This window comes from Pseudomonas sp. LBUM1641, from assembly GCF_059716235.1.
This window is the reverse complement of sequence record NZ_CP166815.1, coordinates 5,528,155-5,553,044: the sequence shown is the minus strand read 5'-3', so window position 1 is coordinate 5,553,044 and position 24,890 is coordinate 5,528,155. Positions and strand designations below refer to the sequence as shown.

Genomic DNA, 24,890 nt, shown 5'->3' with positions numbered 1-24,890 from the left:
GGATGCAACTGGCGTATCAGGCGCCGTATGACTGGGCGGCGATGTTGGGCTTCTTGTCGGCGCGGGCGATTACCGGACTGGAGACGGTGGACGGCGGCGTGTACTCGCGCAGTATCAGTGTCGACGGTCAGCAGGGTTGGCTCAGTGTGTCGCCCGGGGCCGGTGATTGGCTTGAAGCAACGGTGGACTTCCCCGACCCGGCTGCATTGCCAGAAATTGAGCGACGGTTACGTGACATGTTTGACCTGTCGGCTGACCCGACGCTGATCAATCGGCAACTGGCGACTGATCCTTTGATGGCCAGGTTGGTTGCGGTGCGTCCCGGCCTGCGGGTGCCTGGAACCTGGGATGGGCTGGAGTTGGCGATCCGCGCGGTGTTGGGCCAGCAGATTACCGTGGTGGCCGCGATCAAGCTGGCGGGCAAGCTGGTGGCGCAGTACGGCACGCCGTTGGTGATGCCCCATGCCAGTGTGACTCATGTATTTCCCGCCGCCGAGGTGCTGGCGGCGGCGGACCTGGCGACCCTCGGCATGCCGAAAACTCGCGGGCGCACTTTGTCGGGTGTGGCGCAGGCCTTACTGGATGACCCGCAGATTTTCCAGCCGAAGGCGAGCCTGAAGGAAGGCGTGGCGCGGTTGGTGGCATTACCGGGGATTGGAGACTGGACGGCGCAGTACATCGCCATGCGCCAGATGCGTGAGCAGGATGCGTTTGCCTCGGGGGATATCGGCTTGATCAATGCGCTGGTGGCGCTGGAAGGCGGGCCGGTGAGCCCACGCCAGTTGCTGGCGCGGGCCGAGGCCTGGCGACCGCTTAGAGCCTACGCGGCGCAGCATTTGTGGACATCACTGAGCCGGGTGGACTGATGCTGCATACCTGTGGCGAGGGAGCTTGCTCCCGCTGGGGCGCGAAGCGGCCCCATCGACCCCAAAGCAGGGGCCTGCTGCGCAGTCCAGCGGGAGCAAGCTCCCTCGCCACAGGATCTTGGTCACCACTGCGGGCGGTGTGAGCCCAATTCCCCTGCCGGCAAATCCCACTGCAACGGTGTCCCGCTGATGGTCACCGGGGGCAGCAACCGGTGGGCCGGGCCCCAGGCTGTTTGCTCAACCACCAAGCCTTGATCGCCCGGTTCTTCGGCCCGCAGCGGTAGTTGTTCCGGGACTTGCCCTGCGTCCACCAACAGTTTTGCCGTGCGTGCGAGGGACAGCTGCGCCGAACCGCCGCGCCCGGATTTCAATCGTTCACTCAATGCCTGGATTGCACTCGCCGCCATCAAATACCCGGTGGCGTGATCCAGTGCCTGCAATGGCAGCGGCACCGGCTTGTTCGACTTTTTCCACTGCTGGCCGGCCTCGGCAATCCCGGTACTCATTTGCACCAGGCTGTCGAACCCTCGCCGATTGCGCCACGGGCCGCTCCAGCCGTAAGCGTTGAGGCTGGCGTCGATCAGGCCGGGAGCGATGGCTTGCAACGCGGCCTCACCGTAGCCCAACTGCTCCAATGCATCGGCGCGGTAGCCGTGCAGCAGAATGTCGGTGTCCTTGAGCAGGTTTTCGAAGATTTGCCGGTCGTCGGCATTTTTCAGGTCCAGGCGGGCGCAGCGCTTGCCCAGGGTCATTTCTGGTACCACGCCGGGTTCGTTCCAGTCAGGGGAATCGATGCGCAGTACATCGGCGCCAAGGCCTGCCAGGAAACGACTGGCAGTGGGGCCGGCCAATACGCGCGTCAGGTCCAGCAACTTGATGCCCGCCAGCGGTCTTGCCACCGAGCCCAGCCAGGGTTTGTCGCTGAGGGCTGCAAAGGTCTGGCGATGGACCAGCGGTTCCTGATTGACCGCCAAACCTTGTGGATGCACCTGCCAGTCTTGCCACGAGCGCATCTGCGCCGCACAGCCGTTGGCTTCGACGATCGCCTGTTCCAGCTCGGCAGCGTTCCATGGCGCAACCTTCGCGGCTATCGCGTCACGGTCAGCGACCTGACCGAGTACGCGCTCGGCGGCGGCACGGTGATGCGGTGCATTGGTGTGCAGGCGAATCCAGCCATCGGCGCAGGCGTAGTCTCCGGCAATCGGGTCCCACAGCGGCGGTGTGGTCCAGCCATCGGGACGCAGGGACGAGGAGAACCAGAATGAGGCGAGGCGCCGGTCTACGGTCACCGAGGGCAGACGCCCGGTTTGCTGCAGCAGCAACTGGGCAACTGCCTGGCCCGCAGCGCCGATGCTGGCGCTGGCCAGTTCGGTGACGGCAAAGGTCGAGGGCAGGGCGCCGGCCTCGGTGAAGGCCAGCGGGGTGATGGGTAAGTCGAGTGCTTCCTGGATGGGGGTGAGCAGATCAGTCATCAAAGGCCCTCCTTATGAGAAGGACCATCATAGAAGATCATCAGGGTTGAATGACAACCCCTGGCTCCAGCGGCAAATCCACGCTGGCGATAAAACCGCCGTCGGGATGATTCGCCAGGATCAGGCTGCCGCCATGACGTTCTGCGGCGCGCCGCGCGATGGCCAGGCCCAGGCCGTGACCTTGGGCAGTTTGCCCCGGGGCGCGGTAAAACGGCTCGCCCAGTTGGCTCAGGTGTTCGGCGTCCACACCCGGGCCGTGGTCGCGTACGCTGATCACAATGCGTTCGCCCTGGCGTCTGGCGTCCAGTTCAATCGGTTGGCCCGGCGGGTTGAAGCGTTGGGCGTTGCGCAGCAAGTTGTCCACCGCGCGTTCGATCATGGTCGGCCAGCCCTTGAGGTGCAGCCCGGCCTCGGCATTGAGCTGTACGGGTTGGTCCGGCGCGCCGAGCAAGGCATCTTTTTGCAGGGTTTTGAGCAGTGGGTTGAGGTCGATGTCTTCGGCGCTGGCGTTGTCGGCATCCACCCGGGCGAGTACCAGGATCTCGCTGATCAGCGCTTCCAGGCGGTCGCATTCGCGGGTCAGGCGCGGCCAGAGTTTCTCCCGTGCCTCGGGTGTGGCGCGTTCTGCCAGGGCCAGGGCGATCCGCAGGCGGGCCAGGGGTGAGCGCAGTTCGTGGGACACGTCCCGCAGCAATTGGCGCTGGCTGCCGATCAGGCTTTGCAGGCGGGCGCCCATGCGGTTGAAGTCGGTAGCGAGCACGCCGAATTCATCGCGGCGGTTGGCCAGCCGCGCCAGGCTGTTTTGCTGGTAGGTAGTCTGGCCCAGGTCATGCACTGCGCTGCGCAGGCGGCTGAGGGGGCGGGTGATAGACAGCGTCACCAGCAGGCTGAACAGGGTCAGCACCACCAGCGCGATTGCCAGGGCACTCAACGGCCACAGCAGGCTGCTGCGGTGCCAGGCGTCCAGCTCCGGGTGGGGAATGCGGTAGATCAGCAGGTAAGTGTCGCCGGTTTTTTCGCTGGTGTACTCGGCGGTCAGGCGTCGCCAGGGCAGGTGGCGGTCCTGGCTGTCGTTTTGCCGGGCTTCGAGGGCGGCGGCGCGGCGCGGGAAGGTGCCGCGTACCACGGGCTCACCACTTTCATTAAGCACTTGCACGTCGATGTGGTACTGACGCTTGCGCTGCTGCAGCAACTCCTGGGCGGCGTCCTCGCCTTGGGCCTCATAGAGCTGCGTCCATTCCTGCGCGAGGTTATTGAGCCCGGGGTGGCGGCTGAGAATCCAGGCGTCCTGGTTGAGCATATGCCCAAGCAGGATCGACAACCCGGCAACCAGGGCGATGGCCAGCCAGAAGCTGGCTAGGACGCGCCAGAACAATGAACGCACAAGAAACCCTCAAACAGGAAAAGCCCAGCGGCGTTGACCACTGGGCTGGGAGTGAAGCTAGATCATTATTGCGCTTTTTGCGGCTGCTGGGCTTTCCAGGCCTGGAATTCCTTCCACTCGGCGCGGCGCTCGGCTTGTTTCTTGGCGATCTCGTCGAATTTCTTCTGTTGATCGGGTTTCAGCACGGCACGGATGTCGGCCTGGGTTTTCTGTTTGCCGGCAGCCATTTCGTCTTGCATGGCTTTCTGGTCAGCGGCCGGGAGTTTATCCAGGTACTTCTTGACCAGCTCTTTGCGAGCGTGCCACTGCTGGCCCATCAATTTGCCGATCTGCTGGCGCTGTTCAGGGCTCAGGTCCAACTGGCTGAAAGGGCCACCTTTGCCCCGCATGCCGTGTTCACCACCGTGGCCTGGGCCACCCATCATGTGGCCTTCAGGACCGCCCATCGGGCCTGGGCCTTCTGGCATGGCTGCCATGGCAACGGTGGGCAGGGCAGCGGCGAACATCAAAGCGATAAGGGTCTTGCGCATGGTGATTCTCCTGTCTCTATTCCGGTGAGTCCGGATGTGAGTAGATTACGGAGATCAAGGTCAGCGGCAGTCAGGGGACGGTAAAGCTTGGGTAAAGAGGATTTTGGGCAGGGCTGACAAAACTATTGGCGACCGTAGCAGCTGTCGAGCCTTGGCGAGGCTGCGACGGCATCTCCTCGGTACATCTGTCAGACCGCAGCGCCTGCATCGCAGCCTCGCCAAGGCTCGACAGCTGCTACGTGCTAGAGGCTGCTACGGGCTAGAGGCTGTAATAGTAGCCGCGGCTACGCAGCGCCACGATCCGTGGCCGGCCATCCGGGTGCGGGCCGATCTTCTTGCGCAGGTTGCTGACGTGCATGTCCAGGCTGCGGTCATACAGGGTCAGCTTGCGGCCCAGGGCGATTTGCGCCAGTTCCTGCTTGTCCAGCGGCTCGCCCGGCTGGCGCAACAAAGCTTCCAGCAGACGGCTTTCGGAAACGGTCAGGGCAAATTCCTGTTCATCGATAGTGACCACGCCACGCACCGGGCTGAAGCACAGGTCACCCAGCTCCAGCTGTGTAGACACAGCGGCCGGGTGACTGCGGCGCAGCACGGCACGCAGGCGGGCGGTCAGTTCGCGAGGGTCGCAGGGCTTGGCCAGGTAATCGTCGGCGCCCAGCTCCAGGCCGAGGATCCGGTCCAGCGGTTCGCCGCGAGCCGAGAGCATCAGCACCGGCAGCTCCGGGTGGTCGCTGCGCAGTTGCTTGAGCAGCTCCAGGCCGCTGCCGTCGGGCAGCATCACGTCGAGCACCACGGCCGCCGGGGCGGCTTCGGCCAATGCCTTGCGGGCGCTCAAGCCGTCATGGCAGGCGCGCACCTGGAAACCTTCCTGGCTCAACCAACTGGTCAGCAGCTCACAGAGCTCCTGGTCATCATCTATCAGTAACAGCTCGCTCATGACTCACTCAATTTAGCCATTGTCGACGGCGCCGGTGCCCGCCACTGGCGAAGATCCCGCACAGCAGGGCGATCAGCGCGACTGCTCCACCGGTCACGAACCATTGCTGTTGCTCGGTAAGCCAGCGTGGCAAGGCACTGCCCTGTGCTTCTTTGAGTTGCTGGACCAGGCGTTGGTTCTCCTGGCGCAGTTTACTCAGTTGGGTACTTTCCCGGGTGGCGTCAGCACTTTGCAATTGCTTGCTCAGTTCATCCCGCTGCCGTTCGCTTTCTTTCAAACGTTGCTGCAAATCGGTGATCTGGCTGCCGGCACTCAAGGACAGGGGCGTGGAACTGCCGGTGTTCGAGGTTTCTTCAGCGTGGGCCGTAGCCCCGATCATTAACACTGCCAACAGACACAACTGACGTAAGCGCATCGGAACTCCTGATTCCACACGAATATTCAGAACGTTGTCGGCAGGTTACCGGGAATAATGAGCGTTTAGGAGTGCGCTGAAGCCAATTGGTTCAGCGCACCACAAATCAAGGCAGGACTTGCTTGAACGGCTTGACCAGAACATGGGCATACACGCCGGCCGCGACATATGGATCAGCGTCGGCCCAGGCCTGCGCCGCCGCCAGGGAGGCGAACTCGGCGACGATCAGGCTACCGGTGAAACCGGCGTCTCCCGGGTCATTGCTGTCGACTGCCGGGTGCGGGCCGGCGAGCACGATACGGCCTTCGGCTTGCAGTTGCTTCAGGCGCTCAACGTGGGCCGGGCGCACGCCCAGGCGTTTTTCCAGGGAGTTGGCGACGTCGGTGGCAATGATGGCGTAGAGCATGTCAGTCCTCGGTTTTCGGCGTGGTAGGGTCGGTGTCATGCAGGTGGCGCGACAGGTAGATACCCTGGCCGACCAGGAACAGCACGGTCATGCCCAGGCTGCCGAACACCTTGAAGTCCACCCAGTAGCTCTGGAAGGTGAAGGCGACGAACAGGTTAGCGGCGCCGCAGAACAGGAAAAACACGATCCAGGCGATGTTCAGGCGCACCCAGATCGGCTCCGGCAAGCTCAGCGCGTGGCCCATGATCCGCTTGATCAGCAGGCGGTCACCGATGAAGTGGCTGCCGATAAAGGCCAGGGCGAACAGCCAGTTGACCACCGGGGCTTTCCATTTAAGGAAGGTTTCGCTGTGGAAGGCCAGGGTCAGGCTGCCGAAGACGAGGCAGGCGATCAGGGTCAGCCATTGGCTTTTTTCCAGCTTGCGCTGGGAGATAAAGAGCGCGCCGTAGACCACCACGGAGCTGATGATCAGCACCGCCGTGGCACTGTAGATGCCACCGACTGTCAGCTCGTGGCCGGCAATATCGATAACGCGAGGGTCGATTTTGTAAACGATGAAAAACAGCAACAGCGGGATGAAGTCGATGAATTGTTTCACAGTAAGAGCCAGAAGCTGGATGTGGCGGCATAATAACAAACATCCTTGGTAGCGAAAGCGCCAGCTGACTTGAGGTTACACACTCCCGTGAATGTTGATTTGCACTGCCATAGCACAGCCTCCGACGGCGCCCTGGCGCCCGCGGTCCTGGTTGCGCGTGCGTTTGAAAAAGGCGTGCGAGTCCTGTCGTTGACCGACCACGACACCCTCGAAGGCCTGGCAGAGGCCCGTGAAGCGGCGAATGCGCTGGGCATGCAACTGGTCAACGGGGTTGAATTGTCCTGCACCTGGGGCGGCGCAACCATCCACGTACTGGGCTACGGTTTCGACGTCAACGCGCCGCCGCTGGTGGAGGCCATCGCCAAATTGCACGATGGCCGCTGGCTGCGGTCCGAAGAAATAAGCCGCAAGCTGGCCCTCAAGGGCATGCCCAACGGCCTGGAAGGCGCCCGCGCGATCCAGCAGGAACTGGGCGACAGCGGCAACGCCCCGGCCCGCCCGCACTTTGCCGACTGGATGGTGCGTGAAGGTTTTGTAAAGGATCGCGCCGAAGCGTTCCGCAAATGGCTGGGTGCCGGCAAGCTGGGGGACGTCAAGCAACACTGGCCAACCCTGGAAGACACCGTCGGCACATTGCGGGCAGCAGGTGCCTGGGTCAGCCTGGCGCACCCGTGGCATTACGATTTCACCCGCAGCAAGCGCCGCAAGTTGATTGGCGACTATATTGGAGCGGGCGGCCACGCAATTGAAGTGGTCAACGGGCATCAACCCGCCGAACAGGTGGGTAGTTTGGCGATTCTTGCCCGCGAATTTGGTCTGCTGGTCAGCGCCGGCAGTGATTTTCATGGCCCTGGCGGCTGGTCCGAGATTGGCGAATACCGCGCCGTCCCGGAAGATTTGCCGCCCCTTTGGTGTCGCTTCAAACATGACCCCATTATTGCCACCGTCTGAACAGGTAGAGCACGTGAGTCAATTCTTCCAGATTCATCCGGAAAACCCGCAGGCGCGCCTGATCAAACAGGCCGTGGAGATCATCCGTGCCGGTGGCGTGGTGATCTACCCCACGGATTCCTCCTACGCTATCGGTTGCCAGATCGGCGACAAGAACGCGGTCGAGCGCGTAAGACGCCTGCGTGACCTGGACAAGAACCACAACTTCGCACTGATTTGCAGCGACCTGTCCCAGTTGGGGCTGTTCGCCAAGGTCGATACCGGCACCTTCCGCCTGCTCAAGGCCCACACGCCGGGGCCCTACACCTTCATCCTCAACGCCACCCGCGAAGTACCGCGCCTGCTGCTGCACCCGAAGAAGCGCACCATCGGCCTGCGGGTGCCGGAACACCCAATCGCCCTGGCGCTGCTGGCCGAACTCGGTGAGCCGCTGATGAGCGTGTCGCTGATCCTGCCGGGTGAAACCGAGCCGTTGTACGACCCTTACGAAATGCGCCGCCTCCTGGAAAAACACGTCGACCTGATCATCGACGGCGGCTACGGCGGCAACAAGGCCTCCACCGTGATCAACCTGGCCGACGGCGAGCCGGAAGTGGTGCGCGTGGGTTGTGGCGACCCGGCACCGTTCATGGTCGAGGCCTGAATGTCGGCCGTGGAAGCCGTCGACAGCCAGGCGGGCGCCCAGCAGGAACTGCCATTTGCCATGGTCTACGGCCAGGCTGTCATGGAAATGCCGCTGGACCTTTACATCCCGCCGGACGCCCTGGAAGTCTTCCTCGAAGCCTTCGAAGGCCCGCTGGACTTGCTGCTGTACCTGATCCGCAAACAGAACATCAACATCCTCGACATCCCGGTGGCGGAAATCACCCGCCAATACATGGGCTATGTCGAGTTGATGCAGACCGTGCGCCTGGAACTGGCCGCCGAGTACCTGGTGATGGCCGCGATGCTCGCGGAGATCAAGTCGCGCATGCTGCTGCCGCGCTCGGAAAGCATCGAGGCGGAAGAGGATGACCCGCGCGCCGAACTGATCCGCCGCCTGCAGGAATACGAACGCTTCAAGGCCGCTGCCGAAGGCATCGACGGCTTGAGCCGGGTCGGTCGCGATGTGGTGGTGCCCAAGCTCGACGCCCCGGAAGCCCGGGCGCGCAAACTGCTGCCAGACGTAAGCCTGGAAGAATTGCTGATGTCCATGGCCGAAGTACTGCGCCGTGGCGATATGTTTGAAAGCCACCAGGTCAGCCGTGAGGCGCTGTCCACCCGCGAGCGCATGAGCGATGTGCTGGACCGCCTCAAGGGCGGCGGGTTTGTGCCTTTCGTCGAACTGTTTACCAAGGAAGAAGGGCGCCTGGGGGTGGTGGTGACCTTTATGGCGGTCCTCGAACTGGTCAAGGAATCCTTGGTCGAGCTGGTCCAGAATGAGCCTTTTGCGGCTATCCACGTGCGGGCGCGAGCCGAATAAAGAGCTGAATCGATGAATCTGACTGAACCCCGCGAACTGGCCCCGCTGCTGGAGGCCTTTCTCCTGGCCTCGGGCAAGCCGCAATCCCTGGAACGCCTGTTCGAACTGTTTGAAGAAGCCGAGCGCCCTGAGCCGCCGGTGTTCAAGAAGGCGTTGGAGATTCTGCGCAAGTCCTGCGACGGCCGTGCTTTTGAGCTGCGGGAAGTGGCTTCCGGGTATCGCCTGCAAATCCGCGAGAAGTTCTCGCCGTGGGTTGGCCGCCTCTGGGAGGAACGCCCGCAACGTTATTCCCGGGCGATGCTGGAAACCATGGCGCTGATCGCCTATCGCCAGCCGATCACCCGGGGCGAGATCGAAGACGTACGGGGCGTGGCGGTCAACAGCCATATCGTCAAGACGTTGCTGGAGCGTGAGTGGATTCGGATCGTTGGCTATCGGGATGTGCCCGGCAAGCCGGCGATGTTTGCTACCACCAAGGTGTTCCTCGACCACTTCAACCTGAAAAACCTCGACGACTTGCCCCCGTTGGCCGAACTGCGGGAGATGGAACCGGACCCGGTGCTGGACTTCGACGACGCACCGGTGCCGGCAAGTTTGCAGGAACTGGCGGACGCCAGCGCCGAGCCGGAAGAGCCGAAGGACGAAACCAGCTTCCATACGCTGTTGCTGGAACTGGACGATATGGAGCAAGGCATCAAGACCGACTTCGACGATTTGCTGCGTGATGGCGCGGTCAGTGACGGTGAGCAGGAGCCTGCGCTGCAACTGAACGTTGAGGTTGAGCCGCCAGTCGAAGTTGAAGATGAGCCCGAGCCTGAACCCGAGGAGGACATCCTCGGCGTCGCCGAAGCCCGTGCCAAACTCCTGGCCGCCGTCGCGGCGCTCGAACAACCGCCGCTGAGCGACGAAGAAGACGAAGCCCGCGCCCTGGCCGAAGCCATCGAAAACGAGCGCCGCCAATTCGAAGACTGACGCAGAACAAAATGTGGGAGCGGGCTTGCTCGCGAATGCGGTGGGTCAGCCAAGCATCCGGCGACTGACACACTGCATTCGCGAGCAAGCCCGCTCCCACATTTGGATTGTCGCCAGCAAGGAGAACTCAAATGAGCTCCACCAAAGACCCCTGCATCAGCATCTGCAAGTTCAACGACGACATCTGCGTGGGCTGTGGCCGCAGCAAGCGCGAGATTCGCGCCTGGAAGAAACTCGACAAGGTCGACAAGCGCACGGTACTCGCCGAAGCCGACCTGCGCCTGCTGGCGCTGGGTGCCACCGGTCGGCGGAAAGGCAAATGAGCCACCACTTATCGACTAGTCTCTGATGCGCAACGCGCGGCTTACGCGTATGATTCGCGACCCTTTGGCGATGCGTTCGCCAAAAGCCCAGCTTTTACTATCTTCAGGCCAAGCCTGAATCGACACACCGGGAGGTGCTTAAGATGAGTGACCAAGACCAGAAAGACAGCCAGGAAATCGGCCCCGCAGGTGAAAAACTGCAGAAAGTCCTCGCCCGTATCGGCGTAGGTTCGCGCCGCGACGTAGAAGCCTGGATCACCCAGAAGCGCATCAAGGTCAACGGCGTTGAAGCAACCCTTGGCCAGCGCGTCGACCTGCACGACGCCATCACCATTGATGGCAAGGTCATCAAGCGTGAAGAGGCCGCCGAATCGGTGCGCCGCGTCATCATGTATAACAAGCCTGATGGCGAAATCTGCACCCGTGACGACCCGGAAGGCCGTCCAACCGTGTTCGACAAGATGCCGCGCCCTAAAGAAGGCCGCTGGATCAACATCGGTCGTCTCGACATCAACACCACCGGCTTGTTGATGTTCACCACTGACGGTGAACTGGCCAACCGCCTGATGCACCCTTCCTACGAGATGGACCGTGAATACGCCGTCCGTGTGCGTGGCGAAGTCGATGACGAAATGATCGAGCGCCTGAAGGCCGGCGTCGTGCTGGAAGACGGCCCGGCCAAGTTCACCGACATCAAGCAGGCTCCAGGCGGCGAAGGCTTCAACCATTGGTACCACTGCGTGGTGATGGAAGGCCGTAACCGTGAAGTACGTCGCCTGTGGGAATCCCAGGGCCTGGTGGTCAGCCGCCTGAAGCGCGTGCGTTTCGGCCCGGTGTTCCTCAACTCCGACCTGCCGATGGGCCGCTGGCGCGAAATGAGTCAGTTCGAAGTCGACATCCTGAGTGCCGAAGTTGGCCTGACGCCGGTAGCCATGCCGCAGATGAACGCCAAAAGCAAAGACAAGCTCGAGCGTATGCAGCGTAAATCGTCGCGTCCTGTGGCACGTACCGACCGTGTTGCCCGCACCCTGCGCCCTGCGCTGGATGCACCGGCCACTGGCGGTCGTATCTCCCGCGAACCGCACATCGAAGGCGAGCGTCGTCCTTCGGCCCCGGCTCGTCAGGATGGCGAACGTGCTCCGCGCGCACCGCGTCCAGCGGGTCGTGGTGGTGATGCCCCAACGGGCGGTCGCGGTAACCGTGGCGAGTCTGGCCGTGGTGCTCCGGCTGCGGGCCGTCCCGACGACAGCGCCAGCACCAAACGCCCAGCCAAGCCATCGCCGAAAAAGCGCCCGGGCTTGAAACTGGTCGATGACGCGCCATCGGGCAAGCGTCGTGGTGCACCGGCCGGTTCCGGCCAGCGTCCAGGTTTTGGTCGCAAGAAGCCGCAGTGATTCGTTAAGCGCTGCATAAAAACGCCAACCCTCGGGTTGGCGTTTTTTTTTGGTCTGGATTTGGAACCTGCTCTATAAAGCAAAGCAGGTCCATTGTGGGAGCGGGCTTGCTCGCGAATACGGTGTGTCAGTTGATACATCTGGTGACTGACCCACCGCATTCGCGAGCAAGCCCGCTCCCACATTTGATCTTCATTGTTTTGGCGGACGTGTCAGAACATGAAAGCCCCATCGAACACGGGTTTATCGTCGAGGGCTAGCACGCCACTGGCGAAGATCAGGTCCAGGTGATGGCTGCCTTTCTGCCCGCCACCCAAGCCCAGGTGCAGCCCGCAATGGCGCTCTTCAAAGCCGGCATTGCGCGCATACAAATCCTTCACGCCTTCATTGGTGCCAATGCCCAGTTCCTCCACCCGACGGTTGGACGGGTTGGCATTCAGGTATTTGTTGAAGTCATCCGCCAGCCCCGGCACTTCACTGGCCACGGTGCAGATGGTCGAGTTCTCGATCCACAGTTCCAGCGGTGATTGCAGCACGCCGTATTTGCGCGCAAAGGGAATGGTGCTGAGGAAGGTGCCTACAAACCGCACCTGGCCATTGATGGCTTCGCTATGGGTCGCGATCTCGCCGGGCGCCAGGTCGTGGTTGCCGACGCCGTTGATATTGGTCCACTTCTTGATGCTGCTCATGGGCGCTTCAAGGCGCGAGCCATGCTGGTCGGTGAAACTCAACATGCTGGCCTGGGACATGCGCCGGATCAACGTGGCGTTAAGGTCGGCAATCCGCTGTGGGGCGACGCTGAAGGTGTCGTAGAAATAGTCGCCGTAGTCCTTGAGCAGCAGGGATTTTTTCCAGTGCTCGGCCATCACGCCTTGCAGCGCGCGGATAAAGTCCGGGCCCTCGGCACGTGGGTTGGGCAAGGTCGAGGAATCGTAGAGAAACATGTACAGGTCGCAGTCTTCGATGGCCTTGGCCAGCGCTTCGCTGGGGGCCTGGTCCAGGCGTTGTACCTGGAAGTCAAAACGGGCGGCGCTGCCTTGGGTGATCGAGTGGGCGATGGCGTCGTAGCGTTCGGTATGGCCGAGCAGAATGGTGGGGCGGTGCAGGCCGGTGAGGGCCGGGTGATGGGCGAGGTAGTAGAGAAAATGTTCGACGGCGCGGGCCTTGTCCATGACGTCCTTCCTTCAAAGCCTTCGGTAAGAGCAGTGGCAGGTGCGGCGTCCCGCACCTGCCGGGGTGCCTGATCAGATTAGAAAGGCCACATCGCGGTGCCGAACGGCACAACGGCATCGGCTTGCATCATTTCAACGGCGGCCTCGTGGGTCGGCGCTTCAAACCAATCGTCGAGTTGCAGTTCGGTTTCCAGGTCATTTTCCAGTGCTTGCATGGTGAATCTCCTAGATGACGGTGTTTGAGACGAATTTGCCAGCGGGCTGCGCTGGGCAAGTGGATGAACCTAGAAGAGTGTGTTTGGGAATGCAAAATTTTTATTGACACGGTTTCATTTGGATTTTTTATTCTGTTTTGATGGCGATTTGGTTTATGTCGACGAAACAGTCAGTTGGTTGCGTGTTTCTGTGGGAAACGTCTCACCGTCAATTTCTCGATATCTGAAAGAATTTCCCCAATGTCCCTGCTCTCCGCCGCATCGCATCCTGTCGGCCCAGACAGGTTTGGCGGTGTACAATGCGCCGCGTTTTACTGTGATCCAACTATTTCAGGGCTATCCGCCTTGTTCATTCCGCCTGGCCACAAGCCCGTCGGGTTCGATTTCGTCACAGATAAAAACAACAGGTGACGTATGACCGTAAGAAAAAACGCTGGACCGGGGTTTGATCGGCGCTGCTGTAGCCCGTTACCAAAGCAGCACCCCTCCACGAGCACCATCAAACCTTGCGTGAGACCCTTTCCATGAGTGAAGCCAACTCGCATTCAGGCGAGCTGAAGCGCGGCCTGAAAAATCGCCATATTCAACTGATCGCCCTCGGTGGCGCGATTGGCACCGGGTTGTTCCTCGGTTCGGCTGGCGTGCTGAAATCCGCCGGGCCGTCGATGATCCTCGGTTATGCCATCTGCGGTTTTATCGCGTTCATGATCATGCGCCAGCTGGGCGAGATGATCGTCGAAGAGCCGGTAGCCGGTTCCTTCAGCCACTTTGCCCACAAGTACTGGGGCGGTTTCGCCGGCTTTCTGTCGGGCTGGAACTGCTGGATCCTGTACATCCTGGTGGGCATGTCGGAGCTGACGGCGGTCGGCAAGTACGTGCATTACTGGTGGCCCGAGATCCCGACCTGGGTGTCGGCGGCGGCGTTTTTTGTGCTGATCAATGTGATCAACCTGTCCAACGTCAAAGTTTTCGGCGAGGCCGAGTTCTGGTTTGCGATCATCAAGGTGGTTGCCATTGTTGGCATGATCGCCCTGGGCAGTTATCTGCTGGTGAGCGGCACCGGCGGGCCGCAGGCTTCGGTGACCAACCTGTGGGAGCACGGTGGGTTCTTTCCCCATGGTGTGGGTGGTTTGGTGATGGCCATGGCGATCATCATGTTTTCGTTTGGTGGTCTGGAGATGCTCGGGTTTACCGCGGCTGAGGCGGACCAGCCGCGTACGGTGATTCCGAAGGCGATCAATCAGGTGATCTACCGGATTCTGATTTTCTACATCGGTGCGTTGGTGGTGCTGTTGTCGTTGACGCCTTGGGACAGTTTGCTGGAGACCCTGAACGCTTCGGGTGACGCTTATAGCGGCAGTCCGTTTGTGCAGGTGTTTTCGATGTTGGGCAGTAATACGGCGGCGCACATTCTCAACTTTGTGGTGTTGACGGCGGCGTTGTCGGTCTACAACAGCGGCACTTACTGCAATAGCCGGATGTTGTTGGGGATGGCCGAGCAGGGTGACGCGCCACGCGCATTGGCGAAGATCGACAAGCGTGGGGTGCCGGTGCGGTCGATCCTCGCTTCGGCGGCGATTACGTTGGTGGCGGTGTTGATGAATTATCTGATTCCGCAGCATGCGCTGGAGTTGCTGATGTCGCTGGTGGTGGCGACCCTGGTGATTAACTGGGCGATGATCAGCTTTTCGCACTTCAAGTTCCGCCAGCACATGGACCGTACCGGGCAGGTGCCGTTGTTCAAGGCGCTTTGGTATCCGTATGGCAATTATGTTTGCCTGGCGTTTGTGGTGTTTATTCTTGGCGTGATGCTGCTGATTCCGGGGATTCAGGTGTCGGTGTATGCGATTCCGGTTTGGGTGGTGTTTATGTGGGTTTGTTATGGGGTCAAGAATAAGCGCAAGGCTCGGGTGGGGGTGGTGAGTCGGGGGTGATCGAGTACATATCCGTTGCTGCGGTAACGGCTACTTATGGTTCCGCTCTTACAGCGGGTCACTTTTGGCAAACGCCCCAAAAGTAACCAAAAGGTCTTTGCCCCACCACTCGGTGCCTCGCCTAGGCTCGGCATGCCCGCACTCCGGCCCGGTTCCGCGGGCCGCCGCGACGGGCCATCCATGGCCCGGCGCGGCTAAATCGGCTTCCCTGCCGATTTACCCGCTCCACCGTGCCTACTTGCGGCCATCGTGGTTGACGGGGCCCGCAGATCAAAATCAAAAGCAGATCAAAAGCAGAGCACAGCGGCCTACCGGCCGGCTTGAGTGTTAGAAGCAGAGGCAAGATCCAGAGCGAAAGCAGAGCTGCTTTTCTGTGGGAGCGGGCTTGCTCGCGAAAAACCTGAGACCGCCGCGTTCATCCAGAATGCCCGCGTCATCGTTAACGACCTTCGCGAGCAAGCCCGCTCCCACATTTGGACCGTGCCCGCTTTAGCTTCTGATTTCGCTGTTGCTGTTGCTGTTGCTTCACCACACTCAAGCCGGCCTGTAGGCCGCTGTGCTCTTGATCTGCTTTTGATCTTGATCTTAGGCGCCCCGTTAAACCACGCTGGCCGAACGCAGGCAGTACGGAGCGGGTAAACCGGCAGGACGCCGGTTTAGCCGCGACGGGGCAGGGACGCCCCGTCGCGGCGGCCCGCTTCGTGCTGCCGGAGTGCGGGCACACCGAGCTCAAGCGAGGTGCCGAGTGGTGGGGCAAGAGCGTTTTGCTTACTTTTGCGCTTTTCAAAAGTGAGCCGCTGTAAGAGCGGAACCCATAGTCGCCATTACAAAAATAACGGATATGCCCCCAGGCCCAGCAGCCCACCACATTGGCGTATCCTTACACACCACCCCCAAGGCCCGATCAAAAAATGCTGGTGATTTCCAACAACCTGCACCTCCCCGACGCCGAGATCGAGCTGACAGCCATCCGCGCCCAAGGCGCCGGCGGTCAAAACGTCAACAAAGTCTCCAGCGCCGTGCACCTGCGTTTCGACATCCCGGCCTCGTCCCTGCCTGACTTCTACAAGGAACGCCTGCTCGCCCTGCGCGACAGCCGCATCACCAGCGACGGCGTGCTGATCCTCAAGGCCCAGCAATACCGCACCCAGGAACAAAACCGCGCCGACGCCCTCGAGCGCCTGGTCGAGCTGATCCTCAGCGCCACCAAGGTCGAAAAGAAACGCCGCCCCACCAAACCCACCCTGGGCTCAAAGAAGCGCCGCCTCGAATCCAAAACCAAACGCGGCAGCATCAAGGCCGGCCGCGGCAAGGTTGATTTCTAAGCCGCCTCCCGCTCCTCGCGGTACTTAGGCGCCTGCCGATACAAATACAGGCTCAACAGCAACCCGCCAAACGCCGCGATCGCCGCAAACAGGAAGATCGAGGCAAACCCGAACCCCGCCGCAATCGCCCCGGCCAACGGCCCGGTGATCCCCAGCGACAAATCAATAAACAGCGAGTACGCCCCCACCGCCGCGCCTCGGCTCGAGGCGGGCACCAGGTTGACCGCTTCCACACCCAACGCCGGAAACACCAGGGAAAACCCAAACCCGCTCAACGCCGCACCCGCCAACGCCAAATGGGGATCCGGCGCCAGCCACAACAGCAGCAGGCCCAGGGTCTCCACCGACAGGCAGGCAATCGCTACGCGAAACCCACCAATGCGGTTGATCAAATTCCCGAACAACAACCGCGCCCCGATAAAGCTGGCACCGAACAGGCTCAGGCACAGCACTGCGTTGTCCCAGTGCTGGGTCGCGTAATACAGGGTGATGAAGGTCGCAATGGTGCCAAAGCCGATCGAGCCCAGCGCCAGGCCGCAGCCGTGTGGCAGCACACGCCCGAGCACATGCATGAACGGCAGACGCTCGCCCACCACGATTGGCGCGGCGACTTTCGGCCAGGCCAGCAGCAGGCCCAGCACCGCCAGCAGGATGATGCTGACGCCCATGCTCCACAGCCCGAAATGACTGACCAGCAACACCCCCAGCGGCGCGCCGATGGCCAGGGCGCCGTAGCTGGCGATGCCGTTCCAGGAGATGACCTTGGCGGTATTCGCCGCGCCCACCCGGCCGATGCCCCAGCCAATGGAGCCCGAGCCCACCAGGCTTTCAGCGCTGCCCAGTACCAGGCGGCCGATCAGCAGGCTGGTGAGGCTCAACGCCGGCAGCTGTGACAGCCACGCCGAGAGCAACATGAACACGCCGCTCAACCCGCAACCTGCGAGGCCGTACATGACGGCGCGCTTGCTGCCGCGGTTATCGATGATGCGCCCGGCATAGGGCCGGCTCAGCAGGGTGGCCAGGTATTGCACGCTGATCACCAGGCCCGCGATCACGGCGCCAAAGCCCAGGTCGCTGTGCACATAGCCCGGCAACACGGCCAGGGGAATGCCGATATTCAGGTAGCCGATGAAGGTGAACAGAACGATGGAAACGACTTGCAGCGTGACCGCCATGGGGCGCTGGGTATCTGGCATGGGAGAGGTCCACTGTCGCAGCAGGAAAAGATAGGCTGCTTATGATACCGATGCTGGGCGCGCGCGGGGGCGGGAAACCAAACTTTTAGCGATCGGCGGGGTTGAGCAGTTGCGTGGTCACCAATGCGGCGAGGGCGTTTTCCTGGGTGCCAAAGCGCTTGAGCAGGAGTGCCTGTTTTTCCGGGGTGAGGCGGTTCCATACGTCGACCATCTGCAGGGCAGTGTCGAGCAGGGCGGTATCGGGAGTGGTGTCGGTCATGGCGGGGCTCACGGTGTTCAGGCGGTGTGGAAAGCGCGCAATGTCACGCTTTCCACACGGTCTGGGTACGGCTCTCAGTCTTCGCGCTTGCGGTCGACCGGTTTTGCCTCTTTGGGCTCGGGCTGGGTGGCGCCGGCCTGTTGCGGGGTTGGCTGCTCAGTTTCGTGCAGGCTTGGGAAGGGGAGATTAGGGATTTCGTGCATCGTCGTCGCTCCTCGCAAGATCTGTTTTATCAATCGCAGGTGATTCCGCGCGTTCAAAAAGCTTGTGCAGGATACAGCACCGTAAATGACAGAAAGATTTTATCTCGAAAAATGAACACCTCTTCATCCCGCCGCGCAAGTGACGTGGCGCCACAGGTGGATCGATTGTCATCGTACAACATCACCCCTAACGGATTGACATCGTGTTGCGGACTGAATATAACGCTAGCAGTTGTATGACGACATATGTCGTTACAGTTTTATAGCGCCCGTAATACGGGTGCTGCTGGTCGCAGAACGTACGCCTCAAATCTAAAAATAATTAAGGTGAAGCGATGAAAATCAAAGGCATCCGTTGGTGGATGGTCGGGCTGATGACGGTCGGCCTGATTATTAACTACCTGGCCCGCAACACGCTGTCCGTCGCAGCCCCCACGCTGATGACCGACCTGAGCATCTCCACTGAGCAGTACTCCCATATCGTTGTTGCCTGGCAGGTGTGCTATGCCCTGATGCAGCCAATCGCCGGTTATGTGATTGATGCAATTGGCACCAAGATGGGCTTCGCGATCTTCGCCATTTCCTGGTCCGTAGTGTGCGCGCTGGCGGCGTTCGCCACGGGCTGGCAGAGCTTGGCCGTGGCTCGTGGCGCGTTGGGACTGACGGAATCGGCGGGCTTCCCCGGCGGCGTCAAGGCGATTACCGAGTGGTTCCCGGCCAAGGAGCGCTCCGTCGCCATCGGCTGGTTCAACTTTGGTTCGTCGTTTGGTGCGTTGCTGGCGCCGCCACTGGTGGTCTGGGCGATTCTGCACAGCGGCTGGCAATTGGCGTTCTTGATTGTCGGTGGCATCGGCCTGGTGTGGAGTGGGCTGTGGCTGCTGCTGTACAAGCACCCGCGTGACCAGCGCCTGCTGGCTCAGGCCGAACGTGAGTACATCGAAGCCGGCCAGGAAACCCACCTCAAGGAAGGCGTGCAGAAAAAAGCCAGTTGGAAGCGCATCCTCAAGAGCCGCAACTTTTTCGCCATCGCCTCGGCGCGCATGCTCTCGGAGCCGGCCTGGCAGACCTTCAACGCCTGGATTCCGCTGTACCTGATGACCGAGCGGCACATGAACATCAAGGAAATGGCGCTGTTTGCCTGGCTGCCATTCCTGGCTGCCGACATCGGCTGCGTGCTGGGTGGCTACCTGAGCCCGCTGTTTCACCGCTACTTCAAGGTCTCGCTGTTCACCTCGCGCAAGCTGGTGATGTTGCTCGGCTGCCTGTGCATGATCGGCCCGGCGTGTATCGGCCTGGTGGACAGTGCCTACACCGCGATTGCCCTGCTGTGTGTCGGTGGTTTTGCGCACCAGACCTTGTCGGGCGCGCTGTTTTCCATCGCCTCGGACTCATTCGGCAAGAACGACGTGGCCACCGCGACCGGTGGCGGGCAGATGTGCGGCTTTATCGGTGCCGCGGCGTTTACCGCGGTGTTCGGTGTGCTGGTGACCAAGGTCGGCTACAGCCCGCTGTTTGTGGTGCTGGCGATTTTCGACATCATCGCCGCCATCGTGATCCTGACGATGGCCCGGGAGATTGTTAAAGACCCGGAGCCGGCCACCCAAACCGGTCACGGCGGCACCTTGTTGCCGGTTTAACCCTGGCGCTCCATCGCCGCCTTGTAGAGCGAGTGCTTCGGCTGGGCAAACACCCGCGCCATCATCGGTTCGAAGAAGCTCAGCGGCAGGGTGTCGTAGGCCGGATCGAACGCCGCCGCGTCGTATTGCGCGCAGAACTCGATGGTTTGCCGGTACTGCGGATGGTCGCCAAATTGCTCACGCAGGTGGCGGTCCATCCCCAGGTGATGGAAGAAGTAGTAGCCCTGGAAAATCCCGTGCTTCTCCACCATCCACAGGTTTTCGGGGCTCACAAACGGCTTGAGGATCGCGGCGGCGATGTCCGGGTGGTTGTAGGAACCCAGGGTGTCGCCGATATCGTGGAGCAGGGCGCACACCACGTACTCTTCATCTCGCCCGTCGTGCCAGGCGCGGGTGGCGGTTTGCAGCGAGTGGGTCAGGCGGTCTACCGGGAAGCCGCCAAAGTCGCCCTCCAGCAGTCGCAGATGCGCCAAGATCCGGGTTGGCAGTTGCCGGGCATAGGCGCTGAAATCCTTGGCGATGATCGCCCAGTCTTCCTGGGTGCCGTCCTGCATATGGGTAAAGCGGGCCTGCTGGTTCATCAAAGGCGCTCTTATTGTTTTTGAAGGGCAGTCTAGAACGGCACTTTGCCCAGAATCATGTCGCGGTACATCACAAAATCCCCCAACAGGCTGTAAAACGGATGCTGGAAGGTTGCCGGGCGATTCTTTTCAAAGAAGAAGTGGCCGATCCAGGCAAAGCTGTAGCCTGCCACCGGCACCGCCAGCAGCAGCCACCAGGCGCCTTTGCCGATCGCGAACGCCAGAATGAAGATCACCAGACTGGTGCCGATAAAGTGCAGGCGACGGCAGGTGCTGTTGCCGTGTTCGCTCAGGTAATACGGGTAGAAATCAGCGAAGCTATTGAATTGTATGACATTTTCCACAGTATCCGGCCCTCTGATTATTGTTCTGCCCGACAGATGTTCGGCGGGGAGCTTATTTGAGTCTAGAGTCATCAGTGGTAACAGCCAGTGACAATAGATGCCACTTTAGTATCCTTCGGATTCCTGGCTGTCGTTTCAGCCTTCCTTGTTAAGAAAACGCCATGAGCGAACGAACGACTTCTGCAAGCTGGGCGATGGGGATAGTCAAGGCGCTGGAGATGGACGGCCTGGATTGCCGTGCTTTGTTCAAGCAGCTTGGCCTGGATTACGCCGCGCTGAATGACCCGGATGCTCGCTTCCCCCAGGACTCCATGACGCGCCTCTGGCAGCGCGCGGTCGAGCTGTCGGGCAACCCGGCGATCGGCTTGAACATGGGCAAGGTGGTGCGCCCGGCGTCGTTTCATGTGGCTGGCTACGCCTTGATGTCCAGTAACACCCTGGCCGAAGGTTTCATGCGGCTGGTGCGTTATCAGCGAATCATCGCTGAAAGTGCCGACCTGAGTTTCCGACTGTTACCCGAAGGTTATGCGCTGATTCTTACCGTGCACGGCGACCACCTGCCGCCCACCCGGCAAAGCGCCGAAGCGTCCCTGGCGAGTGCCCTGGCGTTATGCGGCTGGCTCACCGGACGTACCCTGCAACCGCGCAAAGTGCTGGTGCAGGGCGATCAACCGGCGGATCTGGCGCCCTACAAGCAGGCCTTCCATGCACCGCTGGTGTTCAACGCGCCGTATGACGCGCTGATCTTCGAGCGGGCGGATATGGAGGCGCCGTTGCCCACGGCGAACGAGGCGATGGCGTTGTTGCATGATCGTTTTGCCGGGGAGTATCTGGCGCGGTTTTCCGAGAGCCGGGTGACCCACAAGGCGCGGCAGGTATTGTGCCGATTGCTGCCGCAAGGCGAGCCCAAGCGCGAGGTGGTTGCGCAGACCTTGCACCTGTCCCAGCGCACCTTGCAGCGCCGCTTGCAGGAGGAGGGCACCAGTTTCCAGACCTTGCTCGACGACACCCGCCGCGAACTGGCCGAGCAATACCTGGCACAGCCGAGCATGACCCTGCTGGAAATTGCCTACCTGTTGGGATTTGCCGACCCGAGCAACTTCTTTCGCGCGTTCCGCCGCTGGTTCGATGCCACGCCCGGCGAATACCGGGCGCGGTTGCAGGAAGCTCCGGTCAGTGACGCCAAAACGCCGGAATGCACAGAACAAACACCGTAATGATCTCCAGCCGGCCCAGCAGCATGCCGAGGGACAGGATCCACTTGGCGGCGTCCGGCAGGGTGGAGAAATTACCGGCCGGGCCGATGGTTTCCCCCAGGCCCGGGCCCACGCCGGACACGGTGCTGGCGGCGCCAGTCAGCGCGGTCATCCAGTCCAGGCCCAGCAGTGACAGGGCCAGGGCGATGGCGCAGATGGTGATGGCGAAGAAAAACGAGAAGGTCAGGATCGAACGCACGATTTCTTCATCGAGGCGATGGCCGTTGTACTTTTGCTTGATCACCGCCCGTGGGTGAATCAGCTGGTTCAAGTTGGCCTTGAGCAGGATGTAGGCGACTTGGAAACGGAAGATCTTGATCCCGCCGGCCGTGGAGCCGGAGCAACCGCCCACAAAGCCCAGGTAAAAGAACAGCATCAGCGAGAAATTGCCCCAGATGCTGTAGTCCCCCAGCGCAAAACCGGTGGTGGTCACGACCGAAGTGACGTTCACCGCCACGTGGCGCAGCGCCTCCAGCCAATGCAGATTGGTGGTCCACCAATACCAGGTGCCGAGCACCAGCCAGGTCACCACCAGCAAACCAAGCATGCCCTGCACCTGCTGATCCTTGATCAACGCCCGGCGGTTGCCGCGCATCGTGGCCACATACAGGGTGAACGGCAGGCTGCCGAGAATCATCACCACCACCGCCACCCAGTGCACCGCCGGCTGTTTCCAGTGGGCCAGGGATTCATCGGAGGTGGAGAAACCGCCGGTGGAAATCGCCGACATCGCATGGTTGATCGCATCGAACAGACCCATGCCCGCCCACCAGAACGCCAGGCTGCCGAGGATGGTGATGCCCACATACGCCGCCACGATCAGGCGCGCCACCATGTGCGAGCGGGGCATGACCTTTTCCGAGCGGTCGGAGGACTCGGTCTGGAACAGGCGCATGCCACCGATGCGCAGCAGCGGCAGGATCGCCACCGCCATGCCGATAAAGCCGATGCCGCCGAGCCAGTGCAGCAGCGAGCGCCAGATGAGGATGCCCGGGGACATGGTGTCCAGGCCGCTGAGCACCGTGGAGCCGGTGGCGGTGATGCCGGACATGCTTTCGAAGAACGAGTCGGTGTAGCTGATGTGCTGGGTCAGCAGGAACGGCAGTGCGGCGAAGATGCACACCACCAGCCAGCTGGAGACGGTCAGCAGGTACATGTCCCGCGGGCGCAGGTGCACGTGTTCCGGGCGGCCGGGGATCACCAGCGCCAGGCCGGCAATGAAGGTGATCATGCTGGCCCAGAGGAACGATGGCAGGTCGCTGGTGCGTTCGAAAAACACCAGGGTCGCCATGGGGATGACCATGGCGATCGCCAAGGTGATCAGGAAGATGCCGATAATGAAACCGATTATCCGTAAGGTCGGCAACGCCATGAGGTCCGCTCGGTGTGACAGGAAAGGCGCCATTCTACCTGCGGTGCAGGGCAAGTAAACCGGAGGCTGGAAGGCGACGCCGGGCAAATGTGGGAGCGGGCTTGCTCGCGAAGGCGGTGTTCCAGTCAACGGATGCATTGGCCGACCCACCGCTTTCGCGAGCAAGCCCGCTCCCACAGGGGTTTTTCGGTGGTTAATGGACCTTGAAGGGCAGGCACAAAAAAGGCGACCCGAAGGTCGCCTCATTCAACGCGGCACGGATCAGAAATCGTGATCAGCGTTATCCGGGTTCAAGTCACTGATGCCCAGCTTGCCAGCGGCCTGTTCGATCGAACCGGTCTGCTTGACCAAGGCTGCGATCGCATCACGCACGATCTGGTTGCCTTTATCGTTACCGGCAGCGATCAACTGGTCGTAATGCTCGCCGTTGTTGGCGTGGTCGACCATCACCTGGATCTTCGCTTCGGTCGACGCCAGGTCAGCTTTCAGCGTTGCATCGGCCGTTGGGTCAGCCTTGGCCACCAGGGACGACAGGCTGGCGCCGGTCATTTTGGTACCGTCGGTGCGGGTGTACTCACCCAGGTAAACGTTACGAATACCCTTGGCGTCATAGAAGTGCGAGTTGTGGGTGTTGTCGCTGAAGCAATCCTGTTCGTCTTCCGGCGAGTTGGCTTCCAGGGAAACCTTCATGCGCTCACCGGCCAGTTCGCCCAGGGACAGGCTACCCATGCCGAACAGCATTTTGCGCAGGCCATCGGTCGGCGCCTCGGCTTCCAGGGTGGCGCGGTAGTTGTCTTCGACGTTGGGTTTCCAGTTGCCGACCATTTCTTCCAGGTCGCTGACCAACAGTTGAGTCACGGCGCGCAGGTAGGTGCGGCGACGCTCGTTGTGGCCGCCAGTAGCACCATCACCGGTCATGTAGTCCGATGCTGGACGGTTGCCGGCGCCCGGGCCGGTGCCGTTCAGGTCCTGGCCCCAGAGCAGGAATTCAATCGCGTGGTAACCGGTGGCCACGTTGGCCTCGGAACCGCCCAGCTCGTTCAGGCTGGCGAGTTTTTCCGGGGTGATGTCTTTCACATCGACCTTGTCTTCGCCGACCTGGATTTCGTTGTTGGCGATGATGTTGGCGGTTGCGCCAGGGTTGCCCAGAGCGTGTTCGTAGGTCTTGTCGACGTAATCGATCAGGCCTTCGTCCAGGGGCCAGGCGTTCACTTGGCCTTCCCAGTCGTCAATGATGGTGTTGCCGAAGCGGAACACTTCACTCTGCAGGTACGGCACGCGAGCGGCGATCCAGGCGGTACGGGCCGCTTTCAGGGTGTCGTCGTTCGGGTTGGCGAGGAAGGTGTCGATCGCGGTTTGCAGGGTTTTCGCGGTGGACTCGGCATCGCTGTATACGGCGAAGACCATGTCAGCGTAATGCGCGACCACGGCCTTGGCAGCGGCCTCGTCGACCTGGCCTGCCGGTGCAGCCGCGGGGGCGGGAGTGCTGGCGGCGGCCGGGGCTTGAGGCGCGGCGGCCTTGTCTTTGCCTTCACCGCAACCGGCAAGAGAAATGGCAATGGCGAGAAGGCTGGCGGTGGCCAGGGGCATACGAATCATGGCGAACATCCTGCTTCGGTTGAGGGTGAGTCACGCGGGGGACGCGCAAAGCTGCGACATAATGCGAAAGATTTGCATTTTGTGTAA

The 24,890-nt window shown here is 61.3% G+C and carries 27 protein-coding genes; 11 read left to right on the top strand and 16 right to left on the bottom strand.

Features of this window, described 5'->3' with window-relative positions; genetic code table 11:
* The first annotated feature begins 2 nt into the window (after positions 1-2).
* Positions 3-866, top strand: a complete 864-nt coding sequence (locus ACA046_RS25565) for a DNA-3-methyladenine glycosylase family protein (RefSeq protein WP_497677137.1) — start codon at positions 3-5, stop codon at positions 864-866.
* A gap of 122 nt (positions 867-988) precedes the next feature.
* On the opposite strand, the gene ACA046_RS25560 is transcribed toward ACA046_RS25565, so the two are convergent.
* The 7 genes from ACA046_RS25560 to ACA046_RS25530 all read right to left on the bottom strand — a co-directional run bounded on the left by ACA046_RS25560 (position 989) and on the right by ACA046_RS25530 (position 6,608).
* On the bottom strand, positions 989-2,338 hold the full coding sequence (locus ACA046_RS25560; protein ID WP_497675223.1) for a CoA transferase: 1,350 nt from the start codon (positions 2,336-2,338) through the stop codon (positions 989-991).
* A 40-nt stretch (positions 2,339-2,378) separates the two neighbouring features.
* Complete coding sequence (locus tag ACA046_RS25555; RefSeq protein WP_459023290.1) at positions 2,379-3,722, bottom strand: sensor histidine kinase; 1,344 nt, start codon at positions 3,720-3,722, stop codon at positions 2,379-2,381.
* Between the two features lie 65 nt (positions 3,723-3,787).
* Positions 3,788-4,252, bottom strand: coding sequence for an LTXXQ domain protein (locus ACA046_RS25550; RefSeq protein ID WP_076015884.1), 465 nt, complete (start codon positions 4,250-4,252; stop codon positions 3,788-3,790).
* Positions 4,253-4,511: 259 nt separating this feature from the next.
* Positions 4,512-5,189 carry a response regulator transcription factor gene (locus ACA046_RS25545; RefSeq protein WP_003220065.1) on the bottom strand — a complete coding sequence of 226 codons (678 nt, stop codon included), beginning with the start codon at positions 5,187-5,189 and terminating at the stop codon, positions 4,512-4,514.
* A 7-nt stretch (positions 5,190-5,196) separates the two neighbouring features.
* Positions 5,197-5,604: an SH3 domain-containing protein gene (locus tag ACA046_RS25540; protein ID WP_003220067.1), complete on the bottom strand. Its 408-nt coding sequence runs from the start codon at positions 5,602-5,604 to the stop codon at positions 5,197-5,199.
* Positions 5,605-5,710: 106 nt separating this feature from the next.
* Entirely contained in the window at positions 5,711-6,010 is a 300-nt protein-coding gene (locus ACA046_RS25535) for a YciI family protein (RefSeq protein ID WP_076015882.1), read from the bottom strand.
* A gap of 1 nt (position 6,011) precedes the next feature.
* Complete coding sequence (locus tag ACA046_RS25530; protein ID WP_318303731.1) at positions 6,012-6,608, bottom strand: septation protein A; 597 nt, start codon at positions 6,606-6,608, stop codon at positions 6,012-6,014.
* Between the two features lie 87 nt (positions 6,609-6,695).
* On the opposite strand from ACA046_RS25530, the gene ACA046_RS25525 reads away from it, so the two are divergent.
* The 6 genes from ACA046_RS25525 to rluB all read left to right on the top strand — a co-directional run bounded on the left by ACA046_RS25525 (position 6,696) and on the right by rluB (position 11,710).
* A complete protein-coding gene (locus tag ACA046_RS25525) occupies positions 6,696-7,559 on the top strand; it encodes a PHP domain-containing protein (protein ID WP_134327226.1) in 864 nt (287 codons plus the stop codon).
* 13 nt (positions 7,560-7,572) lie between these two features.
* The gene (locus ACA046_RS25520) at positions 7,573-8,202 is read left to right on the top strand and encodes an L-threonylcarbamoyladenylate synthase (RefSeq protein ID WP_143503604.1); all 630 of its coding nucleotides are present in this window, start codon (positions 7,573-7,575) and stop codon (positions 8,200-8,202) included.
* Positions 8,203-9,021: a segregation and condensation protein A gene (locus ACA046_RS25515; RefSeq protein WP_076015878.1), complete on the top strand. Its 819-nt coding sequence runs from the start codon at positions 8,203-8,205 to the stop codon at positions 9,019-9,021.
* Between the two features lie 12 nt (positions 9,022-9,033).
* Positions 9,034-9,993, top strand: coding sequence for an SMC-Scp complex subunit ScpB (gene scpB / locus ACA046_RS25510; RefSeq protein ID WP_459023284.1), 960 nt, complete (start codon positions 9,034-9,036; stop codon positions 9,991-9,993).
* A gap of 131 nt (positions 9,994-10,124) precedes the next feature.
* Positions 10,125-10,316, top strand: coding sequence for a DUF1289 domain-containing protein (locus ACA046_RS25505; RefSeq protein WP_497675222.1), 192 nt, complete (start codon positions 10,125-10,127; stop codon positions 10,314-10,316).
* A gap of 143 nt (positions 10,317-10,459) precedes the next feature.
* On the top strand, positions 10,460-11,710 hold the full coding sequence (gene rluB, locus ACA046_RS25500) for a 23S rRNA pseudouridine(2605) synthase RluB (protein WP_076015876.1): 1,251 nt from the start codon (positions 10,460-10,462) through the stop codon (positions 11,708-11,710).
* A gap of 212 nt (positions 11,711-11,922) precedes the next feature.
* Here the strand turns inward: rluB and ACA046_RS25495 are convergent, their stop codons facing one another.
* Both ACA046_RS25495 and ACA046_RS25490 read right to left on the bottom strand, forming a co-directional pair.
* Complete coding sequence (locus tag ACA046_RS25495) at positions 11,923-12,882, bottom strand: M29 family metallopeptidase (RefSeq protein WP_459023282.1); 960 nt, start codon at positions 12,880-12,882, stop codon at positions 11,923-11,925.
* Between the two features lie 77 nt (positions 12,883-12,959).
* Positions 12,960-13,097, bottom strand: coding sequence for a hypothetical protein (locus tag ACA046_RS25490; protein ID WP_003175756.1), 138 nt, complete (start codon positions 13,095-13,097; stop codon positions 12,960-12,962).
* 524 nt (positions 13,098-13,621) lie between these two features.
* Here ACA046_RS25490 and ACA046_RS25485 point away from each other — a divergent pair.
* Together ACA046_RS25485 and arfB are read left to right on the top strand one after the other, a co-directional pair.
* On the top strand, positions 13,622-15,031 hold the full coding sequence (locus ACA046_RS25485; protein WP_459023280.1) for an amino acid permease: 1,410 nt from the start codon (positions 13,622-13,624) through the stop codon (positions 15,029-15,031).
* A gap of 911 nt (positions 15,032-15,942) precedes the next feature.
* Positions 15,943-16,356, top strand: coding sequence for an alternative ribosome rescue aminoacyl-tRNA hydrolase ArfB (arfB, locus tag ACA046_RS25480; protein WP_497675221.1), 414 nt, complete (start codon positions 15,943-15,945; stop codon positions 16,354-16,356).
* Here arfB and ACA046_RS25475 read toward each other — a convergent pair.
* The 3 genes from ACA046_RS25475 to ACA046_RS25465 all read right to left on the bottom strand — a co-directional run bounded on the left by ACA046_RS25475 (position 16,353) and on the right by ACA046_RS25465 (position 18,014).
* Entirely contained in the window at positions 16,353-17,552 is a 1,200-nt protein-coding gene (locus ACA046_RS25475) for an MFS transporter (protein ID WP_497675220.1), read from the bottom strand. The two genes, arfB and ACA046_RS25475, sit on opposite strands and share 4 nt — an antisense overlap.
* A gap of 85 nt (positions 17,553-17,637) precedes the next feature.
* Positions 17,638-17,811 (bottom strand): hypothetical protein, encoded by a 174-nt coding sequence (locus ACA046_RS25470; protein WP_010169883.1) that lies wholly within the window; start codon positions 17,809-17,811, stop codon positions 17,638-17,640.
* A gap of 74 nt (positions 17,812-17,885) precedes the next feature.
* Complete coding sequence (locus tag ACA046_RS25465; protein WP_497675219.1) at positions 17,886-18,014, bottom strand: hypothetical protein; 129 nt, start codon at positions 18,012-18,014, stop codon at positions 17,886-17,888.
* A 335-nt stretch (positions 18,015-18,349) separates the two neighbouring features.
* On the opposite strand from ACA046_RS25465, the gene ACA046_RS25460 reads away from it, so the two are divergent.
* Positions 18,350-19,651: an MFS transporter gene (locus ACA046_RS25460; protein WP_497675218.1), complete on the top strand. Its 1,302-nt coding sequence runs from the start codon at positions 18,350-18,352 to the stop codon at positions 19,649-19,651.
* Here ACA046_RS25460 and ACA046_RS25455 read toward each other — a convergent pair.
* The gene (locus ACA046_RS25455; RefSeq protein ID WP_497675217.1) at positions 19,648-20,232 is read right to left on the bottom strand and encodes an HD domain-containing protein; all 585 of its coding nucleotides are present in this window, start codon (positions 20,230-20,232) and stop codon (positions 19,648-19,650) included. The two genes, ACA046_RS25460 and ACA046_RS25455, sit on opposite strands and share 4 nt — an antisense overlap.
* A gap of 32 nt (positions 20,233-20,264) precedes the next feature.
* Positions 20,265-20,576: an Mpo1-like protein gene (locus tag ACA046_RS25450; protein ID WP_497675216.1), complete on the bottom strand. Its 312-nt coding sequence runs from the start codon at positions 20,574-20,576 to the stop codon at positions 20,265-20,267.
* A gap of 161 nt (positions 20,577-20,737) precedes the next feature.
* Between ACA046_RS25450 and ACA046_RS25445 the strand changes: the two genes are divergently transcribed.
* Positions 20,738-21,793 carry an AraC family transcriptional regulator gene (locus tag ACA046_RS25445; protein ID WP_459023273.1) on the top strand — a complete coding sequence of 352 codons (1,056 nt, stop codon included), beginning with the start codon at positions 20,738-20,740 and terminating at the stop codon, positions 21,791-21,793.
* Here the strand turns inward: ACA046_RS25445 and ACA046_RS25440 are convergent.
* Together ACA046_RS25440 and ACA046_RS25435 are read right to left on the bottom strand one after the other, a co-directional pair.
* Positions 21,750-23,204: a TrkH family potassium uptake protein gene (locus tag ACA046_RS25440; RefSeq protein ID WP_076015869.1), complete on the bottom strand. Its 1,455-nt coding sequence runs from the start codon at positions 23,202-23,204 to the stop codon at positions 21,750-21,752. The genes ACA046_RS25445 and ACA046_RS25440 overlap by 44 nt on opposite strands.
* Before the next feature lie 261 nt (positions 23,205-23,465).
* Positions 23,466-24,803, bottom strand: coding sequence for an imelysin family protein (locus tag ACA046_RS25435; RefSeq protein ID WP_459023271.1), 1,338 nt, complete (start codon positions 24,801-24,803; stop codon positions 23,466-23,468).
* Positions 24,804-24,890 lie beyond the last annotated feature (87 nt).